Source organism: Streptomyces cyaneochromogenes, from assembly GCF_003963535.1.
GTDB classification, from domain to species: Bacteria; Actinomycetota; Actinomycetes; order Streptomycetales; family Streptomycetaceae; genus Streptomyces; species Streptomyces shaanxiensis.
Window position 1 is genome coordinate 1,434,683 of record NZ_CP034539.1, and the last position, 19,601, is coordinate 1,454,283.

Annotated in this window: 15 protein-coding genes and 2 pseudogenes; 10 read left to right on the forward strand and 7 right to left on the reverse strand. The window is 69.7% G+C overall.

The annotated features are described in order from the left end of the window. Positions 1-37: 37 nt before the first annotated feature. The 4 genes and pseudogenes from EJ357_RS06160 to EJ357_RS06175 all read left to right on the forward strand — a co-directional run bounded on the left by EJ357_RS06160 (position 38) and on the right by EJ357_RS06175 (position 6,046). A pseudogene (locus tag EJ357_RS06160) lies at positions 38-889 on the forward strand (zinc-dependent alcohol dehydrogenase). After that, complete coding sequence (locus EJ357_RS06165) at positions 886-1,647, forward strand: SDR family oxidoreductase (protein ID WP_126389377.1); 762 nt, start codon at positions 886-888, stop codon at positions 1,645-1,647. Before EJ357_RS06160 ends, EJ357_RS06165 begins: the two are co-directional and overlap by 4 nt. 59 nt (positions 1,648-1,706) lie before the next feature. Continuing rightward, entirely contained in the window at positions 1,707-2,705 is a 999-nt protein-coding gene (locus EJ357_RS06170) for an aldo/keto reductase (protein WP_126399246.1), read from the forward strand. Positions 2,706-2,941: 236 nt separating this feature from the next. Further along, complete coding sequence (locus EJ357_RS06175) at positions 2,942-6,046, forward strand: RICIN domain-containing protein (RefSeq protein ID WP_126389378.1); 3,105 nt, start codon at positions 2,942-2,944, stop codon at positions 6,044-6,046. A 202-nt stretch (positions 6,047-6,248) separates the two neighbouring features. On the opposite strand, the pseudogene EJ357_RS50715 reads toward EJ357_RS06175, so the two are convergent. Continuing rightward, positions 6,249-6,870 (reverse strand): annotated as a pseudogene (locus tag EJ357_RS50715) (transposase). A gap of 521 nt (positions 6,871-7,391) precedes the next feature. Next, complete coding sequence (locus EJ357_RS06190) at positions 7,392-7,814, reverse strand: YjbQ family protein (RefSeq protein ID WP_126389379.1); 423 nt, start codon at positions 7,812-7,814, stop codon at positions 7,392-7,394. 135 nt (positions 7,815-7,949) lie between these two features. Between EJ357_RS06190 and EJ357_RS50720 the strand changes: the two genes are divergently transcribed. The 5 genes from EJ357_RS50720 (at position 7,950) to EJ357_RS06210 (ending at position 12,053) form a co-directional block, all read left to right on the forward strand. Further along, positions 7,950-8,033: a putative leader peptide gene (locus EJ357_RS50720; protein WP_352340592.1), complete on the forward strand. Its 84-nt coding sequence runs from the start codon at positions 7,950-7,952 to the stop codon at positions 8,031-8,033. A 132-nt stretch (positions 8,034-8,165) separates the two neighbouring features. Beyond that, positions 8,166-9,068, forward strand: a complete 903-nt coding sequence (locus EJ357_RS06195; protein ID WP_126389381.1) for an ABC transporter permease — start codon at positions 8,166-8,168, stop codon at positions 9,066-9,068. Then, positions 9,041-9,832 carry an ABC transporter ATP-binding protein gene (locus EJ357_RS06200; RefSeq protein ID WP_126389383.1) on the forward strand — a complete coding sequence of 264 codons (792 nt, stop codon included), beginning with the start codon at positions 9,041-9,043 and terminating at the stop codon, positions 9,830-9,832. Before EJ357_RS06195 ends, EJ357_RS06200 begins: the two co-directional genes overlap by 28 nt. Positions 9,833-9,891: 59 nt before the next feature. After that, positions 9,892-10,917: an ABC transporter substrate-binding protein gene (locus EJ357_RS06205; RefSeq protein ID WP_126389385.1), complete on the forward strand. Its 1,026-nt coding sequence runs from the start codon at positions 9,892-9,894 to the stop codon at positions 10,915-10,917. Positions 10,918-10,967: 50 nt separating this feature from the next. After that, on the forward strand, positions 10,968-12,053 hold the full coding sequence (locus EJ357_RS06210) for an NAD(P)-binding domain-containing protein (protein WP_126389387.1): 1,086 nt from the start codon (positions 10,968-10,970) through the stop codon (positions 12,051-12,053). A gap of 42 nt (positions 12,054-12,095) precedes the next feature. On the opposite strand, the gene mltG is transcribed toward EJ357_RS06210, so the two are convergent. Both mltG and EJ357_RS06220 read right to left on the reverse strand, forming a co-directional pair. After that, positions 12,096-12,950 carry an endolytic transglycosylase MltG gene (mltG, locus tag EJ357_RS06215; RefSeq protein ID WP_126389389.1) on the reverse strand — a complete coding sequence of 285 codons (855 nt, stop codon included), beginning with the start codon at positions 12,948-12,950 and terminating at the stop codon, positions 12,096-12,098. Positions 12,951-12,993: 43 nt separating this feature from the next. Then, complete coding sequence (locus EJ357_RS06220; protein ID WP_126389391.1) at positions 12,994-14,805, reverse strand: ABC transporter ATP-binding protein; 1,812 nt, start codon at positions 14,803-14,805, stop codon at positions 12,994-12,996. A 94-nt stretch (positions 14,806-14,899) separates the two neighbouring features. Between EJ357_RS06220 and EJ357_RS06225 the strand changes: the two genes are divergently transcribed. Beyond that, complete coding sequence (locus tag EJ357_RS06225) at positions 14,900-15,349, forward strand: MarR family winged helix-turn-helix transcriptional regulator (protein ID WP_126389393.1); 450 nt, start codon at positions 14,900-14,902, stop codon at positions 15,347-15,349. Positions 15,350-15,433: 84 nt separating this feature from the next. On the opposite strand, the gene EJ357_RS06230 is transcribed toward EJ357_RS06225, so the two are convergent. The 3 genes from EJ357_RS06230 to EJ357_RS06240 form a co-directional block, all read right to left on the reverse strand. Next, complete coding sequence (locus EJ357_RS06230) at positions 15,434-16,864, reverse strand: cation:dicarboxylate symporter family transporter (protein WP_126389395.1); 1,431 nt, start codon at positions 16,862-16,864, stop codon at positions 15,434-15,436. Between the two features lie 176 nt (positions 16,865-17,040). Further along, entirely contained in the window at positions 17,041-18,684 is a 1,644-nt protein-coding gene (locus tag EJ357_RS06235; RefSeq protein ID WP_126389397.1) for a peptide-N4-asparagine amidase, read from the reverse strand. 50 nt (positions 18,685-18,734) lie between these two features. Beyond that, complete coding sequence (locus EJ357_RS06240; protein ID WP_126389399.1) at positions 18,735-19,496, reverse strand: L,D-transpeptidase family protein; 762 nt, start codon at positions 19,494-19,496, stop codon at positions 18,735-18,737. Between the last annotated feature and the right edge of the window lie 105 nt (positions 19,497-19,601).

The following is a 19,601-nucleotide window of genomic DNA, read 5'->3' on the forward strand; positions in this document are numbered from 1 at the left end:
TACGGCGCTCGTGCCGAGAGGACTTTGGAGAAAACTGATGACACTTGCCGTCCACTACACGGCCGCCCGCAACCTGGACACGGCTCCCGCACCGAGTGTGGAGCCGGGCCCCGGCGAGGTGGAGCTGGCTCCCGCCTACGTCGGTATCTGCGGGACCGACCTGCACGGTGACCATGATGCCGCTGCGCTGGGACGGCACCTGCCCCGCCCGCCGTGCCGGTCACCAACACGTCTGCCAGCAGCTCGACTTCATCGGCATAGACTCCCCCGGCGCCATGCAGCAGCGCTGGACCGTACCCGCCTCCACCCTGATCCGCCTGCCGGAGTCGCTCGCACTGGACCGGGCTGCGCTCGTGGAGCCCACCGCGGTGGCCGTCCGCGACGTCGGCCGGGCGCAGGTCACCGAGGGCGAGAAGGTCGTGGTCGTCGGCGGTGGGCCGGTCGGGGTCCTGATCGCACTGGTCGCGCAGGCTGCCGGGGCCGAGGTGCGGGTGGTGGAGCTGAGCGCTCACCGGCGTTTGCCAGCCGAGGAGTTGGGGCTGACCACGTGGGATCCGGCCGCCGACGACATCGGCGCCCTGGTCGGCGCGTGGACCGGCGACACGGGCGCCGACGTCGCGTTCGAGGTGTCCGGTCCGGCCGGCGGTGTGGAGACCGCCGTGGAAGTCCTCGGGGTGCGGGGGCGGCTGTGTCGGGTCGCCATCCGCCCCCGCCCGCGCGAGGTGAACCCACCATCCCCGCCGACCGGCTGATCAGCAAGGTCGTCCCCCTCACCCAGGCACCCGCCGCGTTCGAGGCACTGGAGGGCGGCGGCGACGTGATGAAGATCCTCCTCGACTGCACCCACGACACCGACCACTCCGACGACACCCAGGGAGCCGCCGTATGAGCGCCTTCGACCTCACCGGGAAACTCGCCGTCGTCACCGGCGCCCGCCGCGGCATCGGCCGGGCCATGGCCCGCGCCCTCGCCGAAGCCGGAGCCGACATCATCGGAGTGAGCGCCTCCCTGGAGGAGTCCGGCAGCGACGTGGAGAAGGACGTCACCGCCGTGGGCCGCACCTTCGAAGCCATCCGCACCGACTTCGCCGACCCCGAAGCCGTCCGCGCCCTCGGCGCCGACCTCGCCGGACGCGAACGCCCCGTGGACATCCTCGTCAACAACGCGGGCACCATCCGCCGTGCCGCGGCCGCCCAGCACAGCGACGCCGACTGGGAGTCGGTGCTCCAGGTCAACCTCAGCGCCCAGTTCGTCCTCTCCCGCGCCGTCGGCGCCACCATGGTCGCCCGCGGCCACGGCAAGGTCATCTTCACCGCCTCGCTGCTCAGCTACCAGGGCGGCATCACCGTCCCCGGCTACACCGCCGCCAAGCACGGCATCGCCGGTCTGACCAAGGCCCTGGCCAACGAGTGGGCACCGCACGGCGTCAACGTCAACGCCATCGCCCCCGGCTACATCGCCACCGACAACACCCAGGCCCTCCAGGACGACCCCGTCCGCAGCAAGGCGATCCTGGACCGCATCCCCGCCGGACGCTGGGGCAGTGCCGACGACCTGGCCGGCGCCACCGTCTTCCTCGCCTCCGATGCCGCCGCCTACATCCACGGCACCACCCTGCCCGTCGACGGCGGATGGCTCGGTCGATGAGCGGCGGCCCCGACTCCGTACCGGTCCACGTCGACGTCCGCGTCCACGAGGAGGACGTCATGCGACGCCGGAGCGTCGCCCGCACGTCCGTCGAACTCACCGCCCTCGGGTTCGGCGCGTCCGTGATCGGCAACCTGTACCGCACCACCTCGGCGGCCGACGCGTCGGCCGCCGTCGACGCCGCCTGGGACGCGGGCATCCGGTACTTCGACACCGCGCCGCACTACGGCCTCGGGCTCTCCGAACAGCGCCTCGGGGCGGCCCTGCGGCAGCGCCCTCGGGACGAGTACGTCGTCTCCTCCAAGGTCGGCCGGCTCCTCGTCCCCAACGAGCGTCCCCAGGGCGTCGACAGTGAGGGCTTCGTCGTCCGGGACGACCTGCGCCGGCAGTGGGACTTCAGCCGCGACGGCGTGCTCCGCTCCATCGAGGACTCCCTGCGCCGCACCGGCCTCGACCGGCTCGACATCGTCTACGTGCACGACCCCGACGACCACTGGCGGCAGGCCGCCGACGAGGCCATGCCCGCTCTGGCGGAGCTGCGCGACCAAGGGGTCGTCGGGGCCATCGGCGCCGGCATGAACCAGTCGGCCATGCTCGCCCGTTTCCTGCGGGAGACCGCCGCCGACGTCGTCATGCTCGCCGGGCGCTACACCCTCCTCGACCAGTCGGCGCTGGACGACGTGCTGCCCGCCGCGCGGGAAGCGGGCAAGAGCGTCGTCGCGGCCGGTGTCTTCAACTCCGGGCTGCTCTCACGTCCGTGGCCCGCCCAAGGCATGAAGTACGACTACCAGGCCGCTCCCCGGGAACTGGTCGCCCGCGCACGGGCGATCGCGGAGGTCTGCGAGGAGCACGGCACCAGCCTTCCCGCCGCCGCCATCGCCTTCCCGACCACCCATCCCAGCACCGTCAACGTCACGTTGGGCATGCGCGACCGCGCACAGGTGACGCAGAACGTGGCACTCCAGCGGAGCGCCGTACCCCGGGCGCTCTGGGACGACCTCCGCGACCGAGGGCTGATCAGGCAGGACGTCCCCATCACCACCGGCGGTGTCCCTTGATGCCGCTGAGGGGCGAGGGCGCACCACGTCCGGTCGCTCGCCCTCCACCGACCCGACCGATCACCCGGGCCACTCCGCGTCCGCCGCCAGGGAAACCCGTACCGCATCTGCCACTGAGGAAGCACTGAGGAAGCACTGAGGAAGTCGCCCCCGTCCGCGAAACCGCACCGACCGCACCCCCGGAGCCGCCGCATGAACGCTTTCCCGACCGACCGATCCAGCAGGAGGGGCAGACGATGAAGCCCTTCCCCTCCACCGTCCGCAGGCTGTCGGCCGTGCTGGCCATGGCCCTCTGCGCGACGCCGCTGACCTCCCTCACGCTGGCGGCCCCGGCCTCGGCCGCGACCCAGGCCACCTACTACGTCGCCCCCGACGGCAGCGACACCAACGCCGGGACGATCTCCGCGCCGTTCAAGACCCTGCGGCACGCGCGGGACGTCGTACGCACCGTCAACGACGACATGACCGGCGACATCAACGTCTATCTGCGCGGCGGCAACTACCCCGTGAGCAGCACCATCGACTTCACGTCGGCCGACTCCGGGACTAACGGCCACCGTGTCGTGTACGCCGCCTACCAGAACGAGAAGCCGGTGCTGAACGGTGGCGTCCCGGTGACCGGCTGGACCCAGCACAGCGGGAACATCTGGAAGGCGTCGCTGGACCGCGACGACAAGCTCCGCGCGCTCTACGTCGACGGCAAGCGTGCCCAGATGGCCTCGAAGACGATCGACTCGGCCGGATGCCAAGGGACCTACTCCGTCACGGCCGGCCAGGCCCCCTGGGCCTGGGAGTCGGGTTCACATTGCGACGGGGCCAAGTACAGCCTCTCCGACCTGCCGGCCATCGCCGCCAACCAGGACGACGTCGAGATCAAGTCGGCCACGACCTGGACCACGGCCATCGTGGGCGTCCGTCAGATCACCACGAGCTCGGACGGCGCCAACCGCGTGGCCCAGTTCCAGCAGCCGGGTGCGGCCATCGCCCAGGCGCCGCCGTACGGCCCGTTCAAAGCCGGCGGCAGTCATACGTTCATGAACGCGTACGAGTTCCTGGACAAGCCGGGCGAGTTCTACTTCAACAAGACCACCCACACGCTGTACTACTACAAGTCCGGCTCCGAGGACATGACCACGGCGGAGGTCTTCGCGCCGAACAACGTGACCACCCTCCTCAAGATCGCCGGCACGTCGAGGACCGACCACGCGCGGAACATCACATTCTCCGGGCTCACGGTCGAGCACTCCGACTGGAACCTGGTCAATGTCGCGGGCTCCGTCTTCCGGCAGTCAACGCAGGGCAACACCATCTCGAAGGTGTACGCGAAGAAGAACTTCCACGCGTACACCTACCGGAACGTCGACCTGCCGCCGGCCGCCGTCCAGATCGAGAACGCCGACGGCATCACCCTGCAGCGCAACACGGTGCAGCACACCGGCGCCGACGGGATCACCCTGGCCAACGACGTGACGGACTCGCAGCTGACCGGCAACGTCACGAATGACATAGCCGGTTCCGCGATCACCGTGGGGCACCCCCAGCACGTGTACATCGGGGACTACACCTCGACCAACAACGAGAAGTACCCGGTGAACGTCGAGGGGCTCTGCAAGAACATCTCGATCACGAACAACTACCTCTACGACAGCGGGGCGTTGTTCGAGGCCTCCAGCCCCGTGTCGGCGTACTTCGTGGACTCCCTGTCCGTGGAGCACAACCGGATCGAGAAGTCCCCGTGGGCGGGCATCACGCTCGGCTGGGGATGGTGGAACTTCGACGGTTCGACGAACTCCATCAATCCCGGGAACCCGACCACCACGGCGAAGAACAACACCATCAAGTACAACGAGCTCTTCGACACGATGCAGGTGCTCGGCGACTCCGCTCCCATCTACACGCTGGGCAGCCAGCCGGGAACGGAGATCAGCGGCAACTACATCCAGGGCGTTCCGGCCGGCCACAAGTACGGCCTGCACCCCGATGAAGGCTCCGCCTTCATCAACTACCACGACAACGTGTTCGACGTCGACCCGGGCCTGGCGTACACCGTCAACTCCGGCACCTGGGGCCGGCAGCACGACCTGAGCATCACCAACAACTACGGCACCCTCAACAAGATCGCCGGCAGGAACGTCCCGAACAGCACGATCCAGGACGTGCGGGGGTACGGGGACAACGTCTGGCCGTCGCAGGCGTACGCCATCGCCCTGAACGCGGGTCTGGAGGAGGCCTACAAGGACCTCCTCCCCACCGCCGTCACGGCGCCGCAGGACTACGCGCTGCCCGCGAGCACGTTCGCCGGCACGGGCGTGATGACCATTCCGGTGCGCAGCCCCAAGGACGCGACGAAGACGCTGTGGCTGGCTCCCGCCGGTACGACGACGTTCGCCGCCGGTCCCACCAAGACCAGCGCGAGCGGCACCTCGACGAGCATCCGCGTCCCGCAGACGGCGGGTGACTACCGGCTCTACGTCGTGAACGCCCAGGGCAACGCGTCCCCCGCGTCGAAGGCCCTGGTGCGGCAGCGCTGGAGCCACGTCGACGACAAGGCCGCGGGCGTGACCTACTCCGGGACCTGGTCGAACTGGAACGACTCGAGGGACATGAACGGGTCCGAGAAGGTCACGAGCACCGCGGGCAACTACGCCGAGTTCTCGTTCACCGGCACGGGCGTCCGGTACCTGAGCATGACGCAGCCGAACATGGGCAAGGTGGACGTCTACATCGACGGCACCCTGACCCAGGCGGGCATCGACGCCTACGCCCCGACGGTGACGAAGCAGGTGCCGCTGTTCGAGAAGACAAACCTGGCCGCGGGCCCGCATACGATCAGGGTGGTGTGCACCGGGACGAAGAACGCTTCCTCGTCCAACACCGTCTGCGCGCTGGACGCGTTCGCCTCCATCTCGTTCCCCGCGACGAACGCCAACTACAAGTTGGTCAACAAGAGCAGCAACAAGGCCATCGATGTGTCAGGCGGATCCCTGACCGCCGGAGCCAACGTCATCCAGTGGACCGACTCCGGAGCCGGGAACCAGAACTGGCGCTTCGTCCCGGTGGGTAACGGCAGTTACGAGATCGTCAGCCGCAACAGTGGCCTGCTCATGGACGTCAGCGGTGCCTCCACCGCGGACGGCGCGACCGTCATCCAGTCGTCCGACACCAACGCCGCGAACCAGCGCTGGACACTGGTCGCCGACGGAAACGGCTACTACAAGATCAAGAACGTGAACAGCGGCAAGCTGCTCTCGGTGCCCAACTCGACGGCGGGCACGCAGCTCGTGCAGACGACGGACACGAACGCCGACGGCCAGCTGTGGCGGGCGGTGAACGTGGACTGACCCTTCAGCCACCGCGACCCGCGGCGCGCGGTGCGCCGGCGGGTCGCGGGGCCGTTGGTGGAGGCCGTCGTCACGGCACCTCCTCGGGTTCGCGGTCTGTCGGCCCCAGCCGATCACGACCGTCCCCGGGGCATGCCAGCGAGCCCGGCCGCCGGGCGGCGGTTCAACCGTCAGAGGCCCTTAGAGAGCACCTGATCAGTGTTCACGCCGATGCGAGTGGGATGTCCGTTTCGATTCGCCAGATTGGTGCGGATTCTCCGGCCAGCTCGCGGGACATTTTGTTAGCCATTGCCCAGTGGATCATCGTGCGGGATCTCTGCGGGAGGGCTTCGTAGTCCCGCGCCAGGCGACGGTGCTGCATCAGCCAGCCGAAGGTCCGCTCGATCACCCACCGCTTCGGCAGCGGCTTGAACCCCTTCGCGGCCAACGCCAGACCGAGCGTGTCCGTGATAGATGCCGCTTGCGTCCTTTGATCTTCTTGCCGGCGTCGATGCCCTGGCTGGTCTCGGCGACGTTTGCCGAGGTCTTCAGACCTGCTGTGTGGTGCCGTCGGCTTCCCACTTCGCGTAGTAGTCGTAGACGGTCTTGTACGGCGGGAAGTCGTGCGGCAGGCACTCCCATGGGATGCCGGTGCGGTTGACGTACAGGATCGCGTTGACGATCTCCCGCAGGTCGTGCACCCGACAGTCGAGGCGTGCGGATGCAGGACAACGTGATCGATCTTGCCGCCCACGACGGTCCGCACGTACTGGAACCCGTAGGAAAGCTTCCCCTTCGGGCGTCCCGCTGCCCGCGCCTTCTCCGTAGCGCTGCGGTTTCGGCACTGGATGGCCCGCAGTTCCATCTGCGCGCCCCAGGCCTCCATAGTGAAGCGGTTCTCGTCGACCTGGTCATCCAGATCCCACGGACCGTCATGCCCGCAGGTGACGAGCAGCTTCCTTCGTCACGCATCTTGTAGCCGGTGTTCAGGCAGTCCACGACGTTGCGGCCGAGCCGGTCCACGGCTGCGGCCACCAACCCGTCGTACGGACCCTTCTCATCGCGAAGCCGCGGGCCCAGTTTCGGCCGGGTCATCGGGCCGGTGGCGCCCGACACCTCCCAATCGTCGGCCCAGCCGATGATGTGGCCCCCGACAGACGCGGGCGGCGGTCAGCACGTCCTCGCGTTGCCGCTCCGGCGACGACGTGGCGAGTTTCATCCGCGACAGCCGTCGCACGCCGAGCAGGCACTTCCCGCATCCGTCGTAGGGACGTTCGATCATGTTCAGGTCCGTACCGCGCAAGACTTCTCCGTTTCGAACACGCAAGGTACGGAGATTTGGCGGCCGCGCCCAGGACGATCTTGCTCAGCCCAGGAAGCTCAGTCGAACCTGACGGTTGACATTGTCTTTATTGGTGTCGACGAGGCACACCGACTGCCACGTCCCGAGCTCCAGCCGCCCGCCCAGGACCGGCAGCGTCGCGTGGGGCGGGACGAAGGCCGGGAGGACGTGGTCGCGGCCGTGGCCGGGACTGCCGTGCCGGTGCTGCCAGCGGTCGTCGGCGGGGAGGAGGGTGTGCAGGGCGGCGAGGAGGTCGTCGTCGCTGCCGGCGCCCGTCTCGATGATCGCGATGCCGGCCGTGGCGTGCGGCACGAAGACGTTCAGAAGGCCGTCGCGGCCTGCCGCCGCCTCCCGCAGGAAGGCCTCACAGTCGGGGGTGAGGTCCACGACCCGCTCCGAGGAGCCGGAGGCGACGTTCAGAACTCGGGTGGTGAAGGCGTCTGACATGCCGTCCATCCTCGCCCATGCACCGGAGTTCGCAGGCGAGGAGACGGCCGGGCGGCGGGTCGAGGCGTGATACGCAAGGTCCACTCCGCGAGACACCGTTGACCGCCGCCGCGCCATCTGGCTACTTTCGGCGACATGTTGCGTTCAGTCCTGCTCACCACGCGCGGTCACATCGACCTGCTGCGGGTGGCCTCCGCCGCGTGTCGCCGCGGCCGCTGACGCCTTCTCCCTCTCTCCCGGCTGCCACCTCCGCCGCTACGGCACCGCTCCACCCGCACGTCTGACCTCGCTGTGAGACGTGGCGGCGCCGAAGCGCACGCCCCCGTCGGCCGCTCTCCTCGTGGAGCACTCATGAGCATCAGTCATGCCCCGCCCGGCTCTTCGGAGCCGGATATTTCCGATATACCCGACGGTGCCCTCGTCAAGGCCACCGCCGCCACCCCCTCCCCGCCCGACCTCGAACCCCTCCTCCCCGCCTCCTCCCGCCGCACCCGCATCCCCCGCTGGCTGCGCCGCACCACGGGCCCGGTCCTGCTCCTCATCCTGTGGCAACTGCTCAGCGCCACGGGTGTGTTGACCGCCGACGTCCTCGCCTCGCCGGGCCGCATCACCCAGGTCGCGGGCGATCTGATCGCGGACGGCTCGCTGTCCTCGGCCATGGCGACGTCCCTGACGCGCGTCGCCGCCGGACTGGCACTGGGCACCCTCGTGGGCACCGGACTCGCCCTCGTCTCGGGCCTGTTCCGGATCGGCGAGGACCTGGTGGACGCGCCCGTGCAGATGCTGCGGACCGTGCCCTTCGTCGGGCTCATCCCACTGTTCATCATCTGGTTCGGCATCGGCGAGGCGCCCAAGGTCGCCATCATCACGCTCGGCGTGACGTTCCCGCTCTACCTCAACGTGTACGCCGGTATCCGAGGGGTGGACTCCCAGTTGATCGAGGCCGGGGAGTCCCTCGGCCTGTCCAGGTGGGGCCTGGTGCGGCATGTCGTGCTGCCCGGTGCGCTGCCCGGAGCCCTGACCGGCCTGCGCTACTCGCTCGGCATCGCCTGGCTGGCCCTCGTCTTCGCCGAGCAGGTCAACGCCGACTCCGGCATCGGGTTCCTGATGGTGCAGGCGCGGGACTTCCTGCGCACCGACGTGATCGTGGTCTGCCTGATCGTCTACGCCTTCCTCGGTCTGCTCGCCGACTTCATCGTCCGCTCCCTCGAAAGGCTGCTGCTGCAATGGCGACCGACGTTCACCGGCCGGTGAGCCCCGAGGCCGTACCGGCCTCCGAGACCTCCCAGGCCACGCCGTCCACGCAGGCCACGCAGGCCGTTCATGTCGCGGGCCTGACCCGCGCCTTCGACGGCCGTGCCGTCATCGACCGGCTCGACCTCGACGTCCGCCCGGGCGAGTTCGTGGCCCTGCTCGGCCGCAGCGGCTGCGGCAAGTCCACCCTGCTGCGCATCCTCGCCGGCCTCGACCGCGACATCGAGGGCACCGTCCTGGTGCCGCGCCGCAAGGCCGTCGCCTTCCAGGCACCTCGGCTGATGCCGTGGAAGAAGGTGTGGCGCAACGTGCTGCTCGGCCTGCCGGGCAAGCCCGGGCGTGCCGTCGCCGAGCAGGCCCTGAAGGAGGTCGGCCTGGACCACCGTACGGACGCCTGGCCCAAGACCCTCTCGGGCGGCGAGGCCCAACGTGCCTCGCTCGCCCGGGCGTTGGTCCGTGAGCCCGATCTGCTGCTGCTCGACGAGCCGTTCGGCGCGCTGGACGCGCTCACCCGCATCAAGGCCCAGCGGCTGGTCGGCGAGTTGTGGCAGCGGCGCGGCTGCGCGGTCCTGCTCGTCACGCACGACGTCGAGGAGGCCGTACTCCTCGCCGACCGTGTCCTCGTGATGGACGACGGGGTCATCGCGCACGAGCAGCGCATCGACCTCGACCGCCCCCGCGACATCACCGACCCCCGGTTCGCCGAACTGCGCGCCGGCCTCCTGGAACGACTCGGCGTCGACACGGCCGCCGAAGCCGCCTGATCACCCCCTCCTTCCATCCTCGGCTCCACCCATCCTCAGTTCCACAGAACGGATCCGTCATGCGACGTCGCCTCGTCCCCGCCGCGGTGCTTCTCCCCCTGGCCCTGCTCCTGTCCGCCTGCGGAGGCAGCTCGTCGGCCTCGACCGGCGGCGACACCGACGGATCGGGCTCCCTCACCCTCAACGTCGGTGATCAGAAGGGTGGTTCGGAGGCCATCCTGCGCGCCGCGGGCGAGCTGAAGAACCTCGACTACAAGATCAAGTGGTCGACCTTCACCTCCGGTCCGCCGCTGCTGGAGGCCGTCAACGCCAAGGCCGTCGACATCGGCGCGGTCGGCAACACGCCGCCGGTCTTCGCGGCGGGCGCCGGCTCGAAGATCACGGCGGTGGCCGCGTTCAAGGGCACCTCCAAGGGCGACGCGATCCTCGTGCCGAACGACTCGAAGCTGACGAAGCCCGAGCAGCTCAAGGGCAGGTCGATCGCCGTGGCGCAGGGCTCCTCCGCCAACTACCAGCTGATCGCGTCCCTCAAGGCGGCCGGGCTGGGCCTGAGCGACGTCGACGTCAAGTACCTCCAGCCGGCCGACGCGCTGGCCGCGTTCACCGCCGGCAAGGTCGACGCGTGGGCGGTGTGGGATCCGTACACCTCGCAGGTGCTCCAGTCCGAGCAGGGCCGGATCCTGACGACCGGCGACGGGATCACCAACGGGCTCACCTTCCAGGTGGCGGCGCCCTCCGCGCTGAAGGACAAGGAGAAGGCCGTCGCCATCAAGGACTACCTGGAGCGGCTGCGGCGCGCCACGGCGTGGGTGCACGACCACCAGGAGGAGTGGGCGAAGGTCTGGGCGAAGGACACCGGGCTGCCGTACGAGGTCGCGCTGGCCTCGGTGAAGCGCACCAACTCCACCCGGATCTCGGTCGCGGTGGACAAGCCGCTCATCGCCTCCGAGCAGGAGATCGCCGACACCTTCACCGAGCTGGGGCTCATCCCGAAGAAGGTGGACTTCGGCCAGTTCGTGGACACGCGGTACAACGGCGACCTGCCGCCGTCGACCTCCGAGGCGCATGCCTCGGAGGGTTCGTGACATGTCGCACCTCGGGGAAGATCCGCGCCACCTCGGCGGTTAGTAGAAGCGTGAACGATATCGAGGTGGTCGAGGAAGTCGACGTGGTCGTCATAGGCGCTGGTCAGGCAGGTCTCTCCAGCGCCTACCACCTGCGGCGCACCGGTTTCGAACCGGACCGCGACTTCGTGGTCCTCGACCACTCCCCCGGTCCGGGCGGCGCCTGGCAGTTCCGGTGGCCGTCCCTGACGTACGGCAAGGTGCACGGGATGCACTCACTGCCCGGGATGGAGCTGACCGACGCCGCGCCCGAGAGGCCGTCGTCCGAGGTCATCGCCGAGTACTTCGACAGGTACGAGCGGACCTTCGACCTGCGTGTCCGGCGGCCCGTCGACGTGCGTGCCGTGCGGGAGGGCCCGGGCGGGCGGCTGCTCGTGGAGACTTCTGCGGGGACCTGGGCGACACGGGCGCTGATCAACGCGACCGGCACCTGGGACCGGCCGTTCTGGCCGCGCTACCCCGGCCAGGAGACGTTCCGGGGGCGGCAGTTGCACACCGCGCAGTACCCCGGGCCCGAGGAGTTCGCCGGACAGCGGGTCGTGGTCGTGGGCGGCGGCGCCTCCGGCACCCAGCATCTGCTGGAGATCGCCCCGTACGCGGCCGCCACGACGTGGGTCACGCGGCGTCCACCGGTGTTCCGCGAGGGCCCGTTCACCGAGGACGTGGGCCGGGCGGCCGTCGCGCTCGTCGAGGAGCGGGTCCGGCAGGGACTGCCGCCGAAGAGCGTCGTCTCGGTCACGGGGCTGCCCCTGAACGACGCCGTCCGGCAGGGGCTCGCGGACGGGGTCCTGGACCGGCGCCCCATGTTCGACCAGGTCACGCCGGACGGGGTGCAGTGGCGGGACGGACAGCGCGTCGAGGCCGATGTCATCCTGTGGGCGACGGGTTTCCGCGCCGCCATCGATCACTTGGCGCCGCTGCGCCTGCGCGAGCCGGGTGGCGGGATCCGGGTGGAGGGGACGCGCGCGATCGCCGACCCCCGTGTCCACCTCGTCGGTTACGGCCCGTCCGCCAGCACGATCGGCGCCAACCGGGCCGGGCGCGCGGCCGTGCGGGACATCAGGCGGTTGTCGGCGGAGGAGCCGCTCGCCGCCTGACGTACCGGCCGCCCGACGGCCGTGGGTCACCGCGCCGTCGGCTCACCTCGACGGCTTGGGGCTCGCCTTCCGCTTCTGCTCGGCGTTGAACTCGGCGACATTGCGCTGGTGTTCCGCATAGTCGGCGGTGAAGCGGGTGTCGCCGGGCTTGACCGTGACGAAGTACAGCCAGTCGCCCGGCGAAGGGTTGATCGCGGCGCGCATCGCCTCCTCACCCGGGTTGTCGATCGGTGTGGGCGGCAGGCCCATGCGCTGGTACGAGTTGTAGGGGCTCTCGATCCGGGTGTCGGCCTCGGTGGTCCGCAGCGTGGAGCGGCCCAGCGCGTAGTTGATGGTGGAGTCCATCTGCAACGGCATCCCGCGCTCCAGCCGGTTGAAGACGACCCGCGCCACCTTGCCCATGTCGGCCTTGCTGCCGGCCTCGGCCTGGACGATGCTCGCGATGGTCACCGCCTGATAGACGTTCATGGCGTTGCGCTGCGCGCCCGCGGCGATCGGGGCGCCGCTGAACTTCTTGTTGGCGGTGTCGACCATGGCCGACAGCAGGGACTCGGGCGTTACCCGCTTGCCGTTGCGCTCCAGCGGATACGTCGCCGGGAAGAGGTAGCCCTCGGGATTGCCCTCGGCGTCGTTCGGCAGCTTGAGGTCGAGCTTGTGGAGGGACTTCTTCGTGGCACCGTTCGGCAGGGCGAGGGCCTTGTCGACGGCGGCGTAGATCTGGCTCGCGCGCCAGCCCTCCGGGATCACCAGGGTGGTGGGCCTCGGCTTTCCCTCGCCCGGGCTCAACAGCGGCACCGCCACGGCGGTACCGGCCACGACGGCGCCGGCGACGATGAGAGCGATACGGCCCCGGCGCGTCAGTCGAATCGTTCTCCGTGACGGAGTGTTCAAGTACATGCCGGAACGGTAACCCGCACATGGTCACAAACCCGGCATAACGTCACCCCGTCGGCTCCAGTTGGGCGTCTCGGCGGACCAGCCCCGCATACCGCCCCTCCTGCTCCAACAGCTCCTCGTGCGTCCCCCGTTCGGCCACGCGCCCCGCGTCGAGGACGACGATCTGGTCGGCGCCCCGAATGGTGGACAGGCGGTGGGCGATGGTGACCGTGGTGCGGTTGGCGGACAGGGCGTCGATGGCCTCCTGGACGGCGTGTTCGGTGCGGGTGTCCAGCGCGCTCGTCGCCTCGTCGAGGATGAGGACCGGCGGGTCACGCAGGATCGTGCGGGCGATGGCCAGGCGCTGCTTCTCACCGCCGGAGAAGCGGTGCCCGCGTTCGCCCACGACGGTGTCGTAGCCGTCGGGCAGCGCGGCGATGTGGTCGTGGATCTGCGCCGCCCGGGCCGCCGCACGCAGCTCGTCGTCGGTGGCGTCCGGCTTGGCGAAGCGCAGGTTGTCGGCGACTGAGGCGTGGAAGAGGTACGTCTCCTGCGAGACGACCCCGACCGCGCGGGCGAGGGTGTCGAAGTCGAGGTCGCGCACGTCGACGCCGTCGAGGGTGACCCGGCCGCCCGTCACGTCGTACAGCCGCGGCACGAGATGACCGAGCGTCGACTTTCCGGCGCCGGTCGGGCCGACGACCGCGAGGCTGCCGCCCGCCGGGACGGTGAGGTCGATGCCGTCGAGGATCGCGCCGCCCTTTCCGTCGTTCCCGTCGTACCGGAACTCCACGTTCTCGAAGCGGACCTCGCCCTTGACCTCGTCGAGGTGGACGGGCTCCTCCCGCTCGGTGATGTCGATGGGCAGGTCGAGGTACTCGAAGATGCGCTGGAAGAGCGCGAGCGAGGCCTGGATCTGGACGCCGGTGGACAGCAGGCTGACGGCCGGGCGGAACAGGCCCTGCTGAAGCGAGACGAAGGCGACGATCGTGCCGATCGAGACCTGGGGGCCGCCGAGTTGGAGGGCCATCCCCGCGGTCCAGTAGATGAAGGCGGGCATCGCGGCCATGACGATGCCGATGACGGACATGCGCCAGCGGCCGGCCATGTTCGACCGTACTTCGAGGTCGACCAGCCGCTCGGACTCGTCGGAGAAGGACTTGGTCAGCGAGTCGGAGCGGCCCATCGTGCGGCCGAGCAGGATGCCGCTGACCGAGAGCGACTCGGTGACCGTGGCGGCCATCGCGGCCATCTGCTTCTGGCGCTGGGTGGTGATCTTCTTGCGCTCGTTGCCGACACGGCGGCTGATCCAGACGAAGACCGGCAGCAGGAGCAGGGAGACGACGGTCAGGCGCCAGTCGAGGGCGATCATCGCGACGATCGTGGCGACCACGCTGGTCAGGTTGGAGACCAGGGAGGTCGCGGTGGAGGTGACGGTGGCCTGCATGCCGCCGATGTCGTTGGCGATGCGGGACTGGACCTCGCCGGTGCGGGTGCGGGTGAAGAAGGCGAGCGACATGCGCTGCAGGCGGCCGTAGACCGCGGTGCGCAGGTCGTGCATGACGCGTTGACCGACCGTCGTGGAGATCAGCGTCTGCAGCACGCCGAAGACGCCGCTCAGCACGGCGCTGAGGATCATGCCGAGCGCGAGCAGGCTGAGCAGGCCGGTGCGGCCCTCGGGGATCGCGACGTCGAGGATCGCCTTGAGCAGGAAGGGCGTGGCCACGCCGACCAGCGAGGAGGCGCCGACGAGCAGGCCGACGACGGCCAGGCGGCCGCGGTACGGACGGAAGAGGCTCAGGATGCGGCGCACCTGCCGGGGCTGTTCCTGCTGTGCGGCGGATGGCGTCCAGGTGGGTTCGTTGTCGGGGTGCATGGGCTCCTACGGGAGGTGTGATGATGCGGACTGACGGAGCTTAGCTCATTGTTACCTATGCTCACAATGAATGTCGTCCTGATATTGTTCCCGCATGACCACGCCCGATCCCGACGGCCCGCTCGCCGATCAGCTCCTGCGCTTCACCCGCCGGGTCCACCGCATCCAGAAACAGCACCTGCAGGAGTGCGGCCTGGGTGTCACCCCGGCCCAGTCCCGCCTGCTGCGCACGCTCGCGCACTACGACTCGCCGCCCCGGATGGCCGATCTCGCCGAGCGCCTGGAAGTGGTCCCGCGCGCGGTGACGTCGCTGGTCGACGGGCTGGAGGCGAGCGGGAAGGTACGGCGGGTGCCGGATCCGACGAACCGGCGGGTGATCCGGATCGAGCTCACCGACGACGGGCGGGCGGCCCTGCGGGAGCTGCACGGTGCGCGGCGGTCGGCCGCGGAGGAGATCCTTGCGCCGCTGACGGACGAACAACGCGAGGTGCTGGGCGAGTTGCTGGACACACTGATCGGCGGGGGCGGGGAGCAGCGCTGCTGAACGGCGCGGCGAACGGCGAACGGGCCGCGGCCACCCCTCCGTACTGCTGGAGGGGTGGCCGCGGTCTGTTTCAGGTGATCCGGCTCAACCGGCGTTGGAGGCGGCCCCCTTGCCCGGCTGAGCGGGAACGGCGACCGGCTCTGCGGACTCCGTCGCCTCGGGCTTCCGGAGCTCGGCCTTCTTGAGCTCCGCCTGCGCCGGCTCCTCGTCGTCCAGCTCGACCACGATCTCGCCGTTCAGGACCTTCCTCGCCCGCTCCTTGTCCAGCGCACCCTCCCAACGGGAGACCGCGAAGACGGCGACGCAGTTGCCGAGCAGGTTGGTGACGACGCGCATCGAGTCCATGATGCGGTCCACGCCGAGGAGCAGGGCGACCGCGCCGGCCGGGATGGCGCCCAGCGAGGAGGCGGTCGCGGACAGCGCGAGGAACGCCGAACCGGGGATGCCCGCCATGCCCTTGCTGGTCAGCATCAGCACCAGGATCACGGTGATCTGCTGGCTGAAGCTGAGGTCGACGCCCACGGCCTGGGCGATGAACAGCGTGCCGATGGACAGGTAGAGCGAGGCGCCGTCGAGGTTGAAGGAGTAACCCGTCGGCAGCACCAGACCCACGGCGTCGTCACGGGCGCCGGCCTTGCGCAGCTTCTGCATCACCCGCGGCAGGACCGACTCGGTGGACGCGGTGCCGAGCGCGAGCAGCATCTCCTCACGGATGTAGCGCAGGAACTTCCAGAGGCTGAGCCCGGTGACGACCTTCAGCGCGACGGCGAGGAGCGCGATGAAGAGCGCCGCGGCCGCGTAGCACAGGACGATCAGCTTGCCGTAGGTCTCGATCACGCCGAGCCCGTAGTTTCCGATCAGGACGGCCATGGCGCCGAACACCGCGATCGGGGCCAGTCGCATGACGAAGCCGACGATCGCGAAGATGATCTCCTGGGCCTGCTCGATGGCGGGCAGCACCTGCGGCACCTTGGTGTGCCCGAGGTGCAGCAGCGCGGCGCCCACCAGACAGGCCAGGACGAGCACCTGCAGCAGGGAGTTCTCGGCGAAGGCGCCGATGAAACTGGTGGGCAGGGCGTTCAGCGCGAACTCGGTCGTCGAGGGCAGGTGTCCGCCGCCCGTCTTCGCGTCGACCGCCGAGGCGTCGAGCGTGGACGGGTCGACGTTCATCCCGGACCCGGGCTGGACCACGTTGGCGGCGAGGAGCCCGATGAGCAGGGCGAGCGTGCTCGCGACCTCGAACCAGATCAGGGCCTTCAGCCCGATCCGGCCGAACGCCTTCAGGTCACCGGCTTTGGCGATACCGACGACGACCACACAGAACACGAGCGGCGAGATGATCGTCTTGATGAGCCGGATGAAACCGTCGCCGAGCGGCTGGAGATCCGCGCCGAATCCGGGCCACAGCTTCCCGACGACGATTCCGAGGACGAGCGCGCAGGCGACCTGCGCGAAGAGAGAGGTACGCAGCATGCGTGCGACGCGTCGCGGCAGGGACGGTACGGACGGCGGCACGGGCACTCCTTTGGGGACGGCGGCACGCAGAAGCCCCCAGGGGCGGTTGGGACTTCTGCCATACGGAAAGCGGATTCCGTGCCGATCACTTTGAAGGTGATGATGTCCTTACACAAGACCCCCGTGTTGCATCCGTGTAAATCGCGCCCCGGGTGACGCATCGCACACCATCCGCCTCAGCAGTCGCTGCGATCCTCGGTGAGCACCCCTTGGACGCTGGTCAGCGAGCGGTCGTAGCAGCCGTCCGAGCCGTGCAGCCGATAGCGCTCGCTCGTCGTTGCGACCGCGTGCCGCTGGTCGCGCGGGACGTTCGTCGTCCAGGCGGCGTCGCCGGTGTAGGTGTCGTCGAGCCGCGACCAGGCGATGCGCCGGCCGCCGTACGACGTGCCGGCCTCGGCGCGGTCACCGAGGGTCAGTACGGTGCGCAACCGGTCGTCCGCGGCGAGGGTGGTCGTGCCGTCCATGGTGTACGTCCGCTCGGTGCGCGTGATGCGGGCGGGTCCGCGCCCGTCGACCGTGACCGACTCGGCGTCCGTCCAAGTGGCGTCGAGGGCGTCGAGGTTCTCGCCGTCGGTCCAGCGGTGCACGGAGGTGTTGCTCAGCGCACGGCGGACCGTCGTCGCCACCCGGCCGTGCGAGGTGTCGACGTAGCCGGCGACGGTCAGCCGGTGACCACCCTCCGTGTCCACGCGGTGCTCCGAACCGGGCGTGTACGTCGAGGAGTTGGCGAGATCGCCGACCCGGTGAGCGGTGAGCTTCCCGGTGACGTGCGCGCTCTTCGCGTCCTGCCAGACCAGGACGTTCACGGGTGCGCTCCAGCCGCTCTGGCCCTCGGGGACGCCGACGACGGAGACCTCGACACGGTGTGGGCGGCCGTCGTTGAGGAGGCCGGCGAACGGCGTCAGGTCGTATTCGATGGGCTTGACGTCGAAGGCACGCGGTCCCGGGACGACGTACCAGAGGAACGGGTTGGACCAGCCTCCGGTCCACACGTGCGGGAACGGCGCGGAGATTCCGGCGAGCCGGCCGTCGACCTTGATCTGCACCTCGCGGTAGGGCCCGCCGGCGGCCTTGCAGGAGTAGGGCGCGGGGTCGGGCGCCGACAGGTACCAGTACTCCTCGCAGCCGCCGCCGGAGCCGGTCGCGTACACCTCGGCGACGATGCGTTCGCTGTTGCGCGGGGTGGTGAGGGTGCCGTCCTGGAGGGTGAGGACGTGGTCGGGGATGGCGGCGGGGGCGGCCGTGGGCTCGGGGGCCGGGGCAGTGGGGGCCGCGGGGACCGCCGAGGCGGAGTCGGCGTAGAACGTCAGCGTGACCTTGACGTCGATGACGCCGGTGTACGTGTCGTCGACGACGTTCCCGATGAGCATCTCGACGTCGTGGCCGTGACGGAGGGTGTCGCTGTAGCGCGTGACGTCCTTCTCCACGGACCACTCGATGCCGTCGGGCGACGGCTCCGGGGTCGACGTACGGAAGATCTCGACGCCGCCGACGTGCAGATAGCCGAGCCGGTCGTACTGGCGCCCCTTGACCTTGCCGTCCATCCGCAGCACGACCTTGCTCCAGCGGTCGCCGCAGCCTTCGGGCGGTGCGTAGGTGCCCTTGTAGGGGGTGAAGTCGCGGAACTGCGCCTCGGCGACGGTGACTTGGCAGGACTTGCCGGACGGTCTGGTGACGGGCGGGGCCGCGGTGATGGGGTCGTGCCAGTCGGTGCCGAACTCGGCGGGCACGTCGGCCGATCGGGCGGGGGTGGCCCCGAGGAGTGAACTCGCCAGGAGGGTCGCCCCCGCGAGCATGGACATGACGATCCGTCTCTTCATGGCCGTGTTCTATGGGGAGTTGGGCATCCGCCGCAATGACGCCTCCTGCATCAGTGCGAGCTCTTCAGGTCGGCCCTGTCCCCCATCACCACCACGGGATGCCGGTCCGGATCGAGCGTGCGCAGCAGGTACTCCATCGCCGATTCGGACAGACTGACGCACGCCGACGTGCCGCTGCCGTGGTCCATGTGCAACCAGATGCCACCGCCCTTGCCCTCACCCTCGGGGCGGGTCGGATCGTTGGGCGGGGTGCCCTTGACCCGGTTGTAGTCGATGGCGATGACGTAGTCGAAGTCGTGCCAGTACGCCTTCCCCCACCAACGCGGCGCCGCGAAGCCCGCGGACCTCGTGTACGGCAGTCTGGACCCCGGGTCCTTCAGTACGCCGCCCGCGTCGCTCAGCGTGAACACGCCGACGGGGCTGCGGTCGTCGCCCTCTCGGTGGTCGGTCGTCCAGCCCTTCTTGCCGTTGTGCGCGGGCCAGCTGCGGATGCGGTCCCAGGTGGCGCCGTGCCCCGAGCCGCGCCTGGTGTAGAGCACGACCGTGGAGTCCGGGGAGTCCTTGCCGTCGCCGTAGACCGCGACGACCTGGCGGGAGTCGGTGGGGATGCGTCGCTGCCAGTGGTCGCCGACGTCCGGGATGCGGGTCGCATCCGCGGTGGCGGCCGGGCTTGTCGGGGCGCCCTTGCCGCCTGCTCCCGCCCCCGCGCCGTGCCGCGCGTCCTCGCACGCGGTCAGGGTGGTCATCGCCGCCAGGAGGGATCCGAGTGCCGCCGCCGCGACCGCCGCACGCCATGCTCCGCCGTTCCGCATCGCTCCATGGTGGCACCACGTTCCCGGGAGACCGGGATGGGACCGGATCTGTGCGGCGCGTCGGAAAACCGTTTGCGTACGACCACGCTGCGACGCGAACCTGTC

Bases quoted from the DNA above. Each gene is read 5' to 3' on its own strand.
- EJ357_RS06165 (WP_126389377.1), top strand. From the start codon at position 886: ATGAGCGCCTTCGACCTCACCGGGAAACTCGCCGTCGTCACCGGCGCC.
- EJ357_RS06170 (WP_126399246.1), top strand. From the start codon at position 1,707: ATGCGACGCCGGAGCGTCGCCCGCACGTCCGTCGAACTCACCGCCCTC.
- EJ357_RS06175 (WP_126389378.1), top strand. From the start codon at position 2,942: ATGAAGCCCTTCCCCTCCACCGTCCGCAGGCTGTCGGCCGTGCTGGCC.
- EJ357_RS06190 (WP_126389379.1), bottom strand. From the start codon at position 7,814: ATGTCAGACGCCTTCACCACCCGAGTTCTGAACGTCGCCTCCGGCTCC.
- EJ357_RS50720 (WP_352340592.1), top strand. From the start codon at position 7,950: ATGTTGCGTTCAGTCCTGCTCACCACGCGCGGTCACATCGACCTGCTG.
- EJ357_RS06195 (WP_126389381.1), top strand. From the start codon at position 8,166: ATGAGCATCAGTCATGCCCCGCCCGGCTCTTCGGAGCCGGATATTTCC.
- EJ357_RS06200 (WP_126389383.1), top strand. From the start codon at position 9,041: ATGGCGACCGACGTTCACCGGCCGGTGAGCCCCGAGGCCGTACCGGCC.
- EJ357_RS06205 (WP_126389385.1), top strand. From the start codon at position 9,892: ATGCGACGTCGCCTCGTCCCCGCCGCGGTGCTTCTCCCCCTGGCCCTG.
- mltG (WP_126389389.1), bottom strand. From the start codon at position 12,950: ATGTACTTGAACACTCCGTCACGGAGAACGATTCGACTGACGCGCCGG.
- EJ357_RS06220 (WP_126389391.1), bottom strand. From the start codon at position 14,805: ATGCACCCCGACAACGAACCCACCTGGACGCCATCCGCCGCACAGCAG.
- EJ357_RS06225 (WP_126389393.1), top strand. From the start codon at position 14,900: ATGACCACGCCCGATCCCGACGGCCCGCTCGCCGATCAGCTCCTGCGC.
- EJ357_RS06235 (WP_126389397.1), bottom strand. From the start codon at position 18,684: ATGAAGAGACGGATCGTCATGTCCATGCTCGCGGGGGCGACCCTCCTG.
- EJ357_RS06240 (WP_126389399.1), bottom strand. From the start codon at position 19,496: ATGCGGAACGGCGGAGCATGGCGTGCGGCGGTCGCGGCGGCGGCACTC.